Below are 12,892 nucleotides of genomic sequence, written 5' to 3'. Positions count from 1 at the left end.
GAGGAAGGCAATTCACCCGAAGTACAGGTGCCGGTGCGCCGCGCACCGCTCGTTGAACCGCGCCCCGCAGCTCGGGCACGACGTGGCCGCAAGATAGTCCTCGATGGCCATCTCGCCCTTGCACACCCCGCACAGCACCGCCGGCTCCGACCACTGCTCCGGCGGCCACGTCTGCGCCTCGTGGTCCGCGTCCTCGGCGTGGCACAGGTGGCACGGGTAGTACCGCCCGCAGCAGGCGAACTTCATGGCCACCACGTCCACCTCGGTGCGGTAGTGGACGCACCGGGTCTGGTCGTCCACGGTGGCGCCGAAGACCCGCACGGCCCGCACTCCCCCGCTCACCCCACTCGCCTCACTTCACGCGGCGGACGAGCACATCCGGGAACGCCCGGTGCACGGCCACCGCGGCGACGGCGGCGACGGCGTCCTTGAGGAGGTCGCCCGGGTAGAAGACGAGGTCGGCGGCGAAGGCCGCCTGCCAGGAGAGCTTGAGGTTGAGCATCATGCCGAGCACGCCCGGCAGGTGCGAGGCGACCACGGTGACCACGGCCGCGGCGAGGAAGAACCACACGGCCCGGCGCTTGGCCGAGGCGCGCCGGATGACCTGCTCGGCGGCGACGCCCACGAGGAACGCGGCGAGGACGAACCCGACGATGTACCCGGCGGAGCCGCCGGCCATGACCTGCAGCCCCGCCCGGCCGCCGGAGAAGATCGGCAGCCCGGCGAACGCCACCACGAGGTAGAGCCCCACCGCGGCGGCGCCGCGCGCCCCGCCGAGGACCAGGCCGGTGAGCATGATCGCGAAGGTCTGCAGCGTGATCGGCACCCCGAAGCTGCCGACCGGGATGCCCGGGACGACGGCCGAGGCCGCGATGAGCGCGGCGAACACGGAGACGAGGGCCAGCGACTGCGAGTCCCACATCCTGCGCGGCTTGCGCGGGCCGCCCTCGGCCGGGCGGTGGGGCGCGGGGGCGGGCGTCGTCGGGTTGCTCATGATTCCTCCAACAGGTCCGGGAAAGCGTGCTGGAAGAAGGCTACGAAGCGCGGTCCGCGTCCGTTTTGTAGGGAACCGACCACGGATGACGGCGGTCTATGGATCGATCGCTACAAAGGGGTGGGGTTGCGCGGCGAGGGCACCTGTGCTGAGCCTGCCGGGGAGGTGCCGCTGTGCGTCGGCTCGTCAATCCCCGCCAAGTGGCGGCCGGACGAGGTGCACGCACCGATGGAGCGCGTTTGACCAGAACCAGTGGTGATGAATTGATGGCGCCCAGCCGGATAAGAATAAAGGCTGACTCAAGACGTCGCGTATGCATAAGCTTCCGGCATGCGCGTATTCGATACTTCGTTCGACTACAAGACTGACAAGCCCGCGAAATCCAGGCCCGACGCGGACAACGACAGTCCGCAGCTCCGCGTGGATCACGAGCTGCTATGGACCAAGAAACTGAACTCCGGCGTGCTGTTCGCCCCGACGGCGCCATCGGCCCGCCGGAACGGCTACCTCATCTACACAGATGCCTCTGGGGAGAGGCACTGGTACGGAAGCGATGCCATCACCAATTCCTACACCGGGTGGCTGACTCCGAACTCTCTGGCCGGCGCAGTCGCCTCGCTCAGCCCAGCCCAACGGTCGCGCTACCTCAACCCGCCGTACACGATCGGTAGCGCCATGATCTGGCCCGTGAAATCGCAGGAGCCGTACACCATCAACAAAGCCCGTCGATCGATCGGTGACCGCATGGACCTCACCCTTGAGTGCATCCGTCGTCACTACGCTGGAGAGGGCGAAAGCCCCCTGACTGCGGTCCTCAACGCCTATGCGGATTTCCTCGGCCTCTTCAACGGGTTCGAAGAGTTTGTGGACTTCTTCCACCTGCAGGACTTGGTAACGCCGGATTACTCAAAGATCCAGTTCTACCTGCCGTTTGAGAGCTTCGAGCATCCCAGGACACCGGTCACCGCGACCGAGTATGTGACTTACCGGGAGGCCACGCTGGAATTCGTTGCACGGCGGGGGCGCCGAATGGCCGAGTGGGTTGTTAAGAACCACCCTGAGATTGAGGTCCGCCACCAACCCCCGAGCTGGACCGACGGCGGCGGGCTCCCACTCGCCGTCGTCCGCAGCCATGCACAGCCCCTTCCCCACTGACTCGCACCCTGTGACGCCCGAGAACCCGCTGGCTCGGACCCGAGGGAGGTCGCCGAGGACCTCAGAGTGCAGCCGGGCGTCCCGTCACGGGCTCAACTGGTCGAGGATCCTGCGCACGCGCTCGGCCTCGAGCGGCAGCCGGTGAGCCAACGCAGCCCACAGAATGTCGTAGTCAACGTGGTCGCACCCGTGCGCGACGAGATTCCGCGTTGCTTTCATCGCCCGCCACGAGACCTCCGGGTTGGCGGCAGTGAAGTCGTCGGGCAACCGGGCGACGGCTTCGCCGAGCTTGTGGAGGATCGATTCTGCGGCGAGGCGGAGTGCCTCGTCAGCGTCATAGGCCGCCTTGCCTCGGGCCACGATGACCCGCGCCGCGGTGTCGCTGAATCTGAGGAAGTCTCGCAGACAGGCAACCGTCCGCTCCTGCTCCCTCGTCGTCACAGCGCGACTGCTTCGTCCCGGATGCGATTCACCCCGGGGCGCAGGCCGCCTTCCGAGACCACGTCCACATGGAGGCCGGTCATCTCTTCGAGCTCGACCGTGAACTCCGCGAGATCGAAGACGGTGGCGTCGGGCGCCAGCGTCACGAGCAGGTCGAGGTCGCTCCCCGACGTGTCGTCCCCTCGGGCTGCTGAGCCGAAGACCCGCACGTTGCTGGCCTTGTGCTTTCTGGCGATGGCGATGATCTGCCCGCGCTTCTCTGCGATGACCGCCGAGGGGCGGGGCCGCGCCGCGCGCCTCAGACGATCCAGCATGGCCGCGGAGGGTCTGCGCTGCCCGCTCTCGTACGCCGCAATATTCGGCTGGGCGACGCCCGAGCGCGCGGCCAGCTCTGCCTGCGTGAGCCCGGCTGCCATGCGCAGCCGACGGATTTCGTCCACGGCACCATTATATCGACTGATATACACCCTGTCCCAGCGGACGACGGCGGGTCCCCACCCGCCGTCGTCCGCCCCCCAACATGAGCGAGACGTCAGGCGAGCGAGCCCACCCGCCGTCCGAACACGACCCCGGCCGCGAGGCCGGACCCGCCCGGGTAGTTCCCCGCGAACAGGCCGCCGAGCATCTCCCCGCACGCGTAGAGCCCGGGAATCGGCTCGCCGGCGGTGTCTAGGACCCGGCCGTGGGTGTCCGACTTCAGCCCGCCGAACGTGAACGTGATCCCGCAGGTGACCGGGTAGGCGTAGAACGGGCCCTCAGTGAGCGGTGTGGCCCAGTTGCTCTTGACCGGAGTGGTCCGGGCGCGGCGGCCGTCCTTGACGTTGGGGTCGAACGGGATGGAGAGGTCGATCGAGGTGTTGTAGTCGTTGACCGTCTTGGCCAGCGCCTCCGGGTCCACCCCGATCCGCTCCGCGAGCGCCTCGAGCGTGGGCGCGGTCTCGACGGAGACGCCCGGCATGTCGTACTCCTCGGAGCGCAGCATGGGCCGCAGGGCCGCGTCGAAGATCTGGTACGCCACCGACCCCGGCTGCTCGAGCACCGCCCGGCCGAGCTTCGCGTAGGTGTAGTTGCGGAAGTCCTCGCCCTCGTCCACGAACCGCTCCCCGCGGGCGTTGACGATGATGCCCAGCGGGTAGCTCTGGCGCGTAAGCCGGTTGGTCAGCTCGCGGTTGGACTCGTTGCCGGGGGTGAACGCGTCCCACTGGGTGGAGTGGCACGTGGCCCAGTCCCCCGCCCGGTCGGCGCCGAGCTCGAGGGCCGCGGTGAGCATCTGGCCGGTGTTGAACGGGGTGCCGCGCACCTTGGCGTTCTCCCACCCGGGCCCGAGGTGCTCGGCGCGCAGCTCCCGGCTGGCCTCGAAGCCGCCCGCCCCCAGGACCACCGAGTCGGCGCGCAGCTCAGCCTCGGTGCCGTCGGCCTCGCGGACGGTCACGCCCACCACGGCCCCGCCCTCGCTCACGAGCCCCACCACGTCCTGCCCGAACCGGACCTCGGTGCCGAGCCGCAGCGCGACCGCGAGGTGGTCCTGCATGAGGCCCTCGCCGCCGCCCACGTTGCCCACGTGCAGCCCGCCCCAGAAGAGGTAGCTGCCGTCGGCGCGCTCGTAGGCCTGCCGCTCGTACATGAGCCGGTACTTCAGCCCCAGGGAGTGCAGCCAGCGCAGGCCGGGCGCGGCCTCGGCGGCGAGCACCTCGGTCAGGGCCGGGTCGTTGCGCCCGTCGGTGACCTTCTCCATGTCCTGCACGTAGTCGGCCTCGCTGTACGGGGGCACCTCGGTGACCGCGTGCCTCTCGTCCGGCTCGATGAAGTCCACCAGGTCCGGCAGGCCCGCGTGGGCGATCCGGGTGGCGCCGGCGGTGTAGTAGCTGTTGCCGCCGAAGAGCTCGCGGGGCGCCTTCTCGAGCAGGAGGACCTTGCGGCCCCGCACGGTGGCGGCGTGGGCCGCGGTGAAGGCGGCGTTGCCGCCCCCGACCACGATCACGTCCGCCGCCTTGGCCTGGGTGCGGGGCAGGTTCGACTCAGTCACAGAGATGTTCCGTTCTATCCGGGTGGGGTGGTGCTTTCGGGTGGTGCCGGGGCGCGGGGTGCCGGCCCTAGGCGGGCGAGGACTCCGTGCGGACGGCGGCCGCGGAGCGGGGGAGCCCCACGCCCTCCTCGGAGACCTCCTCGAGCGGCCGCCGGCCGGTGCGCGGGCCGAACACGGCCACGGCCACCGCGACGATGAGCCAGCACGCGGCGATGTAGACGAACACCGCCTGGTAGCCGAAGGAGGAGAAGATCGCGGCGACGATCATCGGCCCGAAGATGTTCGCCAGGCGCCCGGTGCCGTAGACGAGGCCGTGCCCGGCGTTGCGGAGGGCGGTGGGGAACAGCTCGGGGCTGTAGGTGTAGAGCAGGGTCGCGAAGGTCTGGATGAGCAGGTTCACGCAGAAGCCGAACACCACGATCGCCACGGGGTTGAACGTCAGCCCGTAGGCGAGGCCGCTCGCCGCGGTGGCGAGGCTGACGACGACGATCGGCAGCTTCCGCCCGAACCTGTCCGTCACGGGCCACGCGAGCAGGGCACCGGGGACCGCGCCGATGGTGGTCAGCGCGGAGAACCCGAGCGACTCGGCCACGCTGAAGCCGTGCTGGGCCAGCAGCGTGGGCACCCAGGCCACGAACCCGTAGAAGCCGAGGGTCTGGAAGATCCACACGACGGCGAGGAAGAGCGTGGTCCGGCCCGTCTTGCCGGTGAACAGCGCGCGGTAGCTGGACGCGCCCGCGGAACCGGCCGGCGTCGTCCGCTCCGGGATGGCGGCGAGCGGCGGGAGCTGCCCGGCGCCGGCCTCGAGCCGGGCGAGCGAGGCCTCGGCGGCGTCGAGGCGGTTGCGGTGCACAAGCCAGCGCGGGCTCTCGGGCAGGACAAGGAGGGCGGGGACCGCGAGCAGGGCCAGGCTGCCGAGCACGAACACCCAGCGCCACGTGTCGTGCCCGAGGGGGACGATGCCCCGGGCGGAGAAGGACATGGCCGGGATGCCGGCCAGGCCCACGGCCATGACGGCGGCCTGCATGCGGCCGCGGCGCGCCCCCGGCATCACCTCGGAGATGTAGGTGGTGGCGGCCACGACCATGGCGGAGAGGCCCACGCCGGTGAGGAACCGGAACAGGAAGAACGTGGGGACGTTGATCCCGGCGGCGTTGACGAGCGAGAAGGTCGAGAACATCAGCGTCGAGAAGAGCAGGGCCCGCTTGCGGCCGATCAGGTCCGAGATGCGGCCGCCGAAGATCGCGCCGATGGCCATGCCGAGGAAGGCCGCCGAGGTGACGGTGGCGACGTCCTGGACGGAGAAGGCGAGGTGCTTGACGAGGGCCGGGGCCACGTAGGCGAAGGTGTTCAGGTCCCCGAACTCGAAGAGGAACACGAAGGCCAGGGTGACGAGCGCGATCTTGTGCGCTCTGGTGATGGGCAGGCGGTCCACGCGGGCGGCCGCCGAAGATGCGGTGAGCAACTCTATCCTCCTTGATAGAAGTTCAGTTTGATGGAAGCAGCCCGGGATGGTCTGCGCCAGAGGTGGTGCGGGTCAGGAAGGCCGGTCAGGCCGGGACGGCGAGGGGTGCCGCGGCGGGGCGGCGCTGGGCTCCTTCCGCTGGGGCTTCCGGCTGGCCGGCGGCGCCGGCGGTCGGCACGTGCAGCACCGCCGTGGCGAGGCGGCGGGCGGCGCGGTGGAGCGAGACGGCCTCGACCGTCCCGTCCGGCGCGGTGGTCCACGAGGCCTCCACGACGCCGGACGCCGTGCCGATCCGCACCGTGCGGGCGTCCGCCGGCAGGTAGCGGCTGACCACCGTGCCCGGGGTCGCGGCGGCGACGGCCACGGCGACGGCGGAGGTGAGGCCGATCGCCGGGTGCGGGGCGTGCATGGAGAGCATGCGCACGGAGACGTCGTACTCCCCCGCGGCCACGGCGGTCCCGTCCGAGGCGACGTAGTCGCGGGCGGGGCCCACGACGCCGGTCTTCGGCACCGCGTTCGGCGCCGGCTCCCCGGGGGCGATGATGCCGTGGAGCACGGCGCCCTCGGCGCGGAAGGGGGTGAGCATCGGCACGCGCTCGGTGAGCTCCGCGGTGCCCTCCGCCCCGGTGAGGCCGAGGCCCGCGGCGTCGAGCAGGAGGGCGGGAGCCCCCGCGCTGACGATGGTGGCCTCGGCGGTGCGGCCGCCCGCCTGGACGCCCTCGGACGTGCGGCCGGTGGGGAATGCCCCCTCGCGGCCGAACGGGCCCTCGAAGGTGAGGTCCACGGGGACGCCGCCGGAGGCGACGCCGGGCACGTGCGCCTCGCCCCGCTCGGGGGCGCGGCCGCCGGGGGTGGGCACGGAGGTGCGCAGGATGGCGCCGGTGTTGACGTTGCGGAGCCGGACGGTGGTCTGCTCCGCGCCGAGCCGGACGAGGCCCTCCTGGACCGCGTAGAGCCCCACCGCGGTGGCGCAGTTGCCGCAGTTGCTGCCCCACTCCACCACTCGGTCCGCGATGCCGACCTGGCCGAAGAGGTAGTCCACGTCCGCCCCGGCGTGCTCCGAGCGGGCGACGACCGCGATCTTGGAGGTGGTGGACGTCGCGCCGCCCACGCCGTCGATCTGCCGCGCGTCGCCGGAGCCGAGCGCGTTCTCCAGCAGCGTCTCCAGAGCCAGCGGCGCGGCGTCGACGGCCTCGGCGGCGAAGATCCAGCACTTGCTGGTCCCGCCGCGCACCCACGCCGCCGCGACCTCGACGGTCCCGTTCAGTTCCTCCACCGGTGTACTCCTTCAGGCTCTTGGGCTGTTCCTCACTTCATCGTGGGACCGCCGGTGGCTCCGCACCAGCTAAAGTTTCTGAAGGCTCTTTAAGCGCTGCTGTAGGCTGAGGCCATGGCGATGGACATCCGGCGGATGCTGGTGCTGGTCGTGGTGGCGCGGGCGGGGTCGCTCACGGCCGCGGCCGCGCGGCTCAACTACACGGTCTCGGCGGTCTCGCAGCAGATCGGCCAGCTCGAGGACGAGGCGGGCCAGCCGCTCGTGGAGCGCAGGCCGCGCGGGGTGACGCTCACCGAGTCAGGGCGCGCGGTGGTGCGCCACGCGGAGCAGATCGAGCGGGCGGTGCAGGCCGCGCATGAGGAGCTCGAGGAGATCGCCGGACTGCGCACCGGGACGCTGCGGCTGGGCACGATCCCGACCGTCACCGAGTCCTTCCTGCCCGCGGCGATCGCGGCCTTCCGCGAGCGCCACCCCCGCGTGGACCTGCGGATCCACAGCGCCCAGCGCTCCGGGATCGGGCACCTGCTCGAGGCGCGCGAGATCGACCTCGCGATCACGTGGATGCGGGAGGTGCAGGACACCTCGGACACCGCCGGCACGAGCACCGAGCTGATCTTCCGCGAGCCCAACGTGCTCCTCGTGCCCGCGGGCCACGAGCTCGCGCAGCGGCGCACGGTGAAGATGGAGGACCTCCGGCACGAGCCCTGGATCATCCGCACCTCCCCCAACGTGCTGGCCGTGCTCGAGGAGGCGTGCGAGGCCGCCGGCTTCGCCCCGATCGTCTCCTTCGAGGCGCGCAGCTACCAGGAGGCTCAGGCCATGGTGGCCGTCGGCATGGGCATCGCACTCGTCCCCCAGCTCTCCCTCTACAGCCTGCGCGAGGACATCGCGGTGATCAGCGCCGTCACGCCCCGCCCGCCGACGCGCCGGATCGTCCTCGCCCGCCGGCGCGGCGAGCGGCTCTCGCCAGCCGGGGCGGCCATGGGCCAGATCCTCATGGAGGCCGGGCGGGCGTGGAAGGCCGCGCAGGGCTGAGGCCTAGGTGCCGAGGAATGTCGGAGGCGTGTGCCACCCTCCTCGTATGGCACCGACTTGCTCTTCACCTCTGGGAAGGCCCCTGCGCAATCAGTGGGGTCTACGCGGAGCGCGTTCCGCGTAGCGGCAGCAGCCGCCAGTGAAAGGAAGCCCCATGGCCAAGTGCAAGTCCAAGCCCGCCAAGAACCCGGTGGTCCCCACCATTGTCTACAAGGATTCGGAGGAGATGGGCGACGTGCTCGCGGTGTGGCCGGCCATCCTGCCCGGTGACGACCCGCTCCTGCAGATCGACCCGGACCACGCGTGCATGTGCGAGACGAGCCGCACCATCCACTTCCGCAGGGAGGATGCCCCGAAGCTCGCCGCCGCCATCCTGGCGGCGGCCATGACGGAATCCCGCGCGAAGCGTAAGTAGCGCCACCGCGAAAGGCGGGCGGACGACGGCGGGCGCGCGCCCGCCGTCGTCCGCCCGCCTCGCAGAGGGGGGGCGTCAGCCGCGCTGGCTCGCCTCCTCCAGGCGGCGCGGGCTGTCCGGGTTCATGAGCGAGTGCTTGCGCCCGTAGCCGAAGTAGATGGCCAGCCCGATCGCGAGCCAGACCACGAAGCGCAGCCAGGTCTCCCAGTGCAGCTGGGAGATCAGGAACAGCGAGGCCAGGACGCCGAAGGCGGGGACCACCGGCATCCACGGCAGGCGGAAGGTGCGCGGGACGTTCGGCTTGGTCCGGCGGAACACGATCACGGAGACGCAGACCACCACGAAGGCGGCGAGGATGCCGATGTTGGTCAGATCCGCCACTGCGCGGATCGGGAACACGCCGGCCAGGAACGCCGAGCCGAGGCCCGCGATCCAGGTGACACGCTGCGGGGTGCCCCCGCGGTCCACCTTGGAGAACCACTTCGGCAGCAGGCCATCGCGGCTCATCGAGAACCACACGCGGGTCACGCCGAGGAGGAAGGTCAACATCACGGTGAGGATGGAGAGCACGGCGAAGACGGAGATGATGCTCGCGATCACCGGCAGGCCCACCCCGGCGAAGGCGGAGGCGAAGCCGGCCTTGGGGTCGATGTCCTTGTAGTTCTGCATGCCGGTCAGGACGAGGGTCGCGGCGACGTAGAGGAGCATCGCAATGATGAGGGACAGCACGATCGCCTTGGGCATGTGCTTCTTGCCCTCGGTGGCCTCCTCGGCCGCGGTGCTCATGGCGTCATAGCCGAAGACGGCGAAGAAGACCGTGGCGGCGCCGCTCATCACCGGGCCGAAGCCGCTGGGCATGAACGGGGTGTAGTTGTTGGTGTTGATGTAGAAGATGCCCAGGCCCACGATGAACAGGATCAGGACCACCTTGATCGCCACCACGGCGAGCTCGAAGCGGCCGAACGCCTTGGTCCCGCGGCTGAGGATCAGCGTGACGAGCAGGCAGATAAGAATGGCCGGCAGGTTGATGAGGCCGCCCTTGCCCTCATCCACCGTGGAGGCCATCCACGCCGGCAGGTGCACACCGAAGCCGCCCAGGAACGCATCCAGGTAGCCGGAGATGCCGATGGCCACGACCGCCACGATGGCGATGTACTCCAGCAGCAGGTCCCAGCCGATGAACCAGCCGGTGATCTCCCCCAGCGCCACGTAGCCGTAGGTGTACGCCGACCCGGCGCGCGGGATCATCCCGGCGAACTCGGCGTAGGAGAGCGCCGCAGCGGCCGAGGCCAGGCCCGCGACGAGGAACGAGATCAGGACCGCCGGGCCCACCCCGGGGTTGTCGGCGTCGCCGTGCGCCACGAGCCCGGCGAGAGAGAAGATGCCGACGCCGATGATCCCGCCGACGCCGATCGCCGTGAGCTGCCAGAGCCCGAGGCTCCTGAACAGCCCGCTCTTGACCGTCTCGTCTTCCATCTCCTCCAGTGGCTTGCGGCGCCACACTGATTGAGGATTCTGCCCACTCATCGAGAACTCCCACCCTGTGCTTCGGACCCGCGGTTCGGGCCCTTACGAACTCTGCGGCCTGCGCGGGCGGCGACTTCCCCATCGAACGTGACGCCGGCCACATCGACCTTGAACAGTATCCGGAGATCCATCCCATCAGGTAAAGCAACTTTTTCCGAACTGTACCGTTCGGTTCTTCCGACGAATGCCTGCGTCTCTGCGGGCGACAGCGGGCCGCGCCCGCGGGACCTTCGCCACTGCAAGGCCGTCAACGACGGGCGGACCATGGGGAAAACGCCCCCAGGAGGCACCGCCATGAGCAAGGTTCTCGTCGTCTACAGCACGCACGAAGGCCAGACCGCGAAGATCGCGCACTTCATCGCCGAGATCCTGCGCGGCCACGGCCTCGAGGTCACCGTCTCGGACCTCAAGGACCCGGCCGAACCCGTTCCGTCCGGCTACGACGGCGTGATGGTCGGCGGCTCGGTCCACGGCGGCAAGCACGACAAGCGCGTCGTCGACTACGTCCGCAAGAACCTCGACGCGCTGGCGGGAGCGCCCTCGGCCTTCTTCTCAGTGAGCCTGGCCGCCGCGGGGCACGACATCGAGGAGGCGGAGGGCCACGTCGAGCGGTTCGAGGAGCAGACCGGGTGGCGGCCGGGCAGAATCGGCCTCTTCGGCGGCGGCCTGCCCTACACGCACCTCAACTTCGTCATGCGGTACATGATGAAGAAGATCGTCCAGAGCAAGCCCGGGGACCTCGGCACAGACGTCTCCCGCGACTACGTCTACACCGAGTGGGACGGCGTCCGGCAGTTCGCCGAGGACTTCGCCGCCGGGCTGGAGAAGGCCGCCCGGTAAGGCGGCCGACACCTGCTGGGCGGTCTGGGCGCCCGGCTTTGCCCCCCCCGCTCAGGCCCCGTCCCTGCGGCGTCTCAGATACGCAGTCTCGGCGGCGTTGCCCGGCAGCCCGATCGCAGCGTCATACGCCGCGTGGGCCTCCGCACTGCGGCCGAGGCGGCGCAGCAGCTCGGCGCGGGCGGCGTGGTACGCCCGGTACCCGGCCAGGGCCTCCCCCAGCGGCTCCATCAGCGCCAGCCCGACCTGGGGGCCGTCGAGTTCGGCCACCGCCACGGCCCGGTTGAGCGCGACCACGGGCGAGGGGTCGAGGCGGACGAGCTGGTCGTAGAGGGCCACGACCTGCCGCCAGTCGGTGTCCCCTGCTCGGCGGGCGGAGGTGTGGACGGCGTTGACGGCCGCGAGGAGCTGGTACCGCCCGGGCGCCTCGCCGGAGGCCAGGCGCTCGCGCACCAGACGGTGGCCCTCGGCGATGAGCGCGGTGTCCCAGGCCGAACGGTCCTGCTCGCCCAAGGGGACCAGTGCGCCGTCGTCCGCAACCCGGGCCGTGCGCCGCGCCTCGGTCAGCAGCATGAGCGCAAGCAGGCCGGCCGCCTCGCCGTCGTCCGGGAGGAGGTCCCGCACCAGGCGGGCGAGCCGGATCGCCTCGGCCGTCAGGGACGGCCGGAGGGGGTCGGTATACGGTCCGGTCGCCAGGTAGCCCTCGTTGAACACGAGGAACAGGACCGCGAGCACGCCCGAGACGCGGGCCGGGAGGTCCTCGGCGGACGCCACGCGGTACGGGATGCGGGCCTGCGCGATCTTCGCCTTCGCGCGGGTGATGCGCCGCGCCATGGCGCGCTCCTGTACGAGGAACGCGCGGGCGATTTCCGGCACGGTCAGCCCGCCGACCATCCGCAGGGTCAGCGCCACCCGGGCCTCCATCGCCAGGGCAGGGTGGCAGCAGGTGAAGATCAGCCGGAGCCGGTCGTCGTCGACCGCGCCGAGCGGTTCCGGCGGTGCCTCGTCGCGCAGCATGAGGGCCTCCTGCTGCTTGTCGTCGCGCCTGTTCTCGCGGCGGATCCGGTCGATCGCCTTGCGGTTCGCGGTGGTGGTCAGCCACGCACCGGGGTTGGGCGGCACGCCGTCGTGGGGCCACCGCTCGACGGCGACCGCGAACGCCTCGGCCGCCGCCTCCTCGGCCACGTCGAGGTCGCCGAAGCGCCGTGCGAGCGAGGCGACCACCCGCACCCACTCCTGGCGGTGGGTCCGGGCGAGCGCCTCCCCCGCCTCCCCGGCGTCGGCGGCGCTCACAGGAACGGCCGGACCTCGATCCTGCGGTTGCAGGCCTTGGAGCCCTCGGCGGCGAGCCTGAGCGCGGCGCCCAGGTCCGGGGCCTCCATGATCCAGAAGCCCACGATCCACTCCTTGGTCTCCACGAAGGGACCGTCGGTCATGACCGGCTCGCCGTTGCGGCTGTCGATGACGGTGGCGGAGGCGGGGGCGCCGAGGCCTCCGGCGAAGACCCAGTGGCCCTCGGCCTGCAGCTTGTCGTTGAAGGCGTCGATCGCGGCGTCCTCTTCGGGGGTCGCGAGCTCGTTGCTGTCGTTGAGGACGGACACCAGGTACTGCATGAGGATCATCTCCTGTGGTTCGGTGGCGCCCTGGACGGGCGGCCGCTCACCCCTGCAACGAACGGGCCTGCCCCTATCGGACACCGGCGGGCGGACGGGTTCAAGAAC

At 70.8% G+C, this 12,892-nt stretch carries 14 protein-coding genes; 4 read left to right on the top strand and 10 right to left on the bottom strand.

Features of this window, described 5'->3' with window-relative positions; all coding sequences use genetic code 11:
- Positions 1-12: 12 nt before the first annotated feature.
- Both SA2016_RS06185 and SA2016_RS06180 read right to left on the bottom strand, forming a co-directional pair.
- Positions 13-342, bottom strand: a complete 330-nt coding sequence (locus SA2016_RS06185) for a CHY zinc finger protein (RefSeq protein WP_229710827.1) — start codon at positions 340-342, stop codon at positions 13-15.
- A gap of 10 nt (positions 343-352) precedes the next feature.
- Positions 353-994 carry a biotin transporter BioY gene (locus tag SA2016_RS06180; protein ID WP_066496635.1) on the bottom strand — a complete coding sequence of 214 codons (642 nt, stop codon included), beginning with the start codon at positions 992-994 and terminating at the stop codon, positions 353-355.
- 330 nt (positions 995-1,324) lie between these two features.
- Between SA2016_RS06180 and SA2016_RS06175 the strand changes: the two genes are divergently transcribed.
- Positions 1,325-2,149, top strand: a complete 825-nt coding sequence (locus SA2016_RS06175; protein WP_066496632.1) for a DUF6994 family protein — start codon at positions 1,325-1,327, stop codon at positions 2,147-2,149.
- An 84-nt stretch (positions 2,150-2,233) separates the two neighbouring features.
- Here SA2016_RS06175 and SA2016_RS06170 read toward each other — a convergent pair whose 3' ends face one another.
- From SA2016_RS06170 to SA2016_RS06150, 5 genes are all read right to left on the bottom strand, one after another.
- Complete coding sequence (locus SA2016_RS06170) at positions 2,234-2,590, bottom strand: HepT-like ribonuclease domain-containing protein (RefSeq protein WP_066496628.1); 357 nt, start codon at positions 2,588-2,590, stop codon at positions 2,234-2,236.
- Positions 2,587-3,030 carry a helix-turn-helix domain-containing protein gene (locus SA2016_RS06165; RefSeq protein ID WP_229710826.1) on the bottom strand — a complete coding sequence of 148 codons (444 nt, stop codon included), beginning with the start codon at positions 3,028-3,030 and terminating at the stop codon, positions 2,587-2,589. Before SA2016_RS06165 ends, SA2016_RS06170 begins: the two co-directional genes overlap by 4 nt.
- A 92-nt stretch (positions 3,031-3,122) precedes the next feature.
- Positions 3,123-4,616: an FAD-dependent tricarballylate dehydrogenase TcuA gene (gene tcuA / locus SA2016_RS06160; protein WP_229710825.1), complete on the bottom strand. Its 1,494-nt coding sequence runs from the start codon at positions 4,614-4,616 to the stop codon at positions 3,123-3,125.
- 67 nt (positions 4,617-4,683) lie between these two features.
- Positions 4,684-6,081 (bottom strand): MFS transporter, encoded by a 1,398-nt coding sequence (locus SA2016_RS06155; protein ID WP_066496622.1) that lies wholly within the window; start codon positions 6,079-6,081, stop codon positions 4,684-4,686.
- A gap of 85 nt (positions 6,082-6,166) precedes the next feature.
- Positions 6,167-7,357 carry a PrpF domain-containing protein gene (locus SA2016_RS06150; protein WP_229710824.1) on the bottom strand — a complete coding sequence of 397 codons (1,191 nt, stop codon included), beginning with the start codon at positions 7,355-7,357 and terminating at the stop codon, positions 6,167-6,169.
- Positions 7,358-7,471: 114 nt separating this feature from the next.
- Between SA2016_RS06150 and SA2016_RS06145 the strand changes: the two genes are divergently transcribed.
- Both SA2016_RS06145 and SA2016_RS06140 read left to right on the top strand, forming a co-directional pair.
- Positions 7,472-8,392, top strand: coding sequence for a LysR family transcriptional regulator (locus SA2016_RS06145; RefSeq protein ID WP_066496619.1), 921 nt, complete (start codon positions 7,472-7,474; stop codon positions 8,390-8,392).
- A gap of 154 nt (positions 8,393-8,546) precedes the next feature.
- Entirely contained in the window at positions 8,547-8,807 is a 261-nt protein-coding gene (locus SA2016_RS06140) for a hypothetical protein (RefSeq protein WP_066496613.1), read from the top strand.
- Positions 8,808-8,882: 75 nt separating this feature from the next.
- Here the strand turns inward: SA2016_RS06140 and SA2016_RS06135 are convergent, their stop codons facing one another.
- On the bottom strand, positions 8,883-10,334 hold the full coding sequence (locus tag SA2016_RS06135; protein WP_066496609.1) for an amino acid permease: 1,452 nt from the start codon (positions 10,332-10,334) through the stop codon (positions 8,883-8,885).
- A gap of 294 nt (positions 10,335-10,628) precedes the next feature.
- On the opposite strand from SA2016_RS06135, the gene SA2016_RS06130 reads away from it, so the two are divergent.
- On the top strand, positions 10,629-11,174 hold the full coding sequence (locus SA2016_RS06130) for a flavodoxin domain-containing protein (RefSeq protein ID WP_066496606.1): 546 nt from the start codon (positions 10,629-10,631) through the stop codon (positions 11,172-11,174).
- A 51-nt stretch (positions 11,175-11,225) separates the two neighbouring features.
- Here SA2016_RS06130 and SA2016_RS06125 read toward each other — a convergent pair whose 3' ends face one another.
- Both SA2016_RS06125 and SA2016_RS06120 read right to left on the bottom strand, forming a co-directional pair.
- Complete coding sequence (locus SA2016_RS06125) at positions 11,226-12,464, bottom strand: RNA polymerase sigma factor (protein WP_066496600.1); 1,239 nt, start codon at positions 12,462-12,464, stop codon at positions 11,226-11,228.
- On the bottom strand, positions 12,461-12,784 hold the full coding sequence (locus SA2016_RS06120) for a YciI family protein (protein ID WP_066502077.1): 324 nt from the start codon (positions 12,782-12,784) through the stop codon (positions 12,461-12,463). Before SA2016_RS06120 ends, SA2016_RS06125 begins: the two co-directional genes overlap by 4 nt.
- Between the last annotated feature and the right edge of the window lie 108 nt (positions 12,785-12,892).

Source organism: Sinomonas atrocyanea, from assembly GCF_001577305.1.
In the GTDB taxonomy this organism is placed as follows: domain Bacteria; phylum Actinomycetota; class Actinomycetes; order Actinomycetales; family Micrococcaceae; genus Sinomonas; species Sinomonas atrocyanea.
Note: the sequence above shows the minus strand (reverse complement) of the source record. Positions and strands in the feature narration are given on the sequence as shown.

Bases quoted from the DNA above. Each gene is read 5' to 3' on its own strand.
- SA2016_RS06140 (WP_066496613.1), top strand. From the start codon at position 8,547: ATGGCCAAGTGCAAGTCCAAGCCCGCCAAGAACCCGGTGGTCCCCACC.
- SA2016_RS06175 (WP_066496632.1), top strand. From the start codon at position 1,325: ATGCGCGTATTCGATACTTCGTTCGACTACAAGACTGACAAGCCCGCG.
- SA2016_RS06180 (WP_066496635.1), bottom strand. From the start codon at position 994: ATGAGCAACCCGACGACGCCCGCCCCCGCGCCCCACCGCCCGGCCGAG.
- SA2016_RS06130 (WP_066496606.1), top strand. From the start codon at position 10,629: ATGAGCAAGGTTCTCGTCGTCTACAGCACGCACGAAGGCCAGACCGCG.
- SA2016_RS06135 (WP_066496609.1), bottom strand. From the start codon at position 10,334: ATGAGTGGGCAGAATCCTCAATCAGTGTGGCGCCGCAAGCCACTGGAG.
- SA2016_RS06120 (WP_066502077.1), bottom strand. From the start codon at position 12,784: ATGCAGTACCTGGTGTCCGTCCTCAACGACAGCAACGAGCTCGCGACC.
- SA2016_RS06145 (WP_066496619.1), top strand. From the start codon at position 7,472: ATGGCGATGGACATCCGGCGGATGCTGGTGCTGGTCGTGGTGGCGCGG.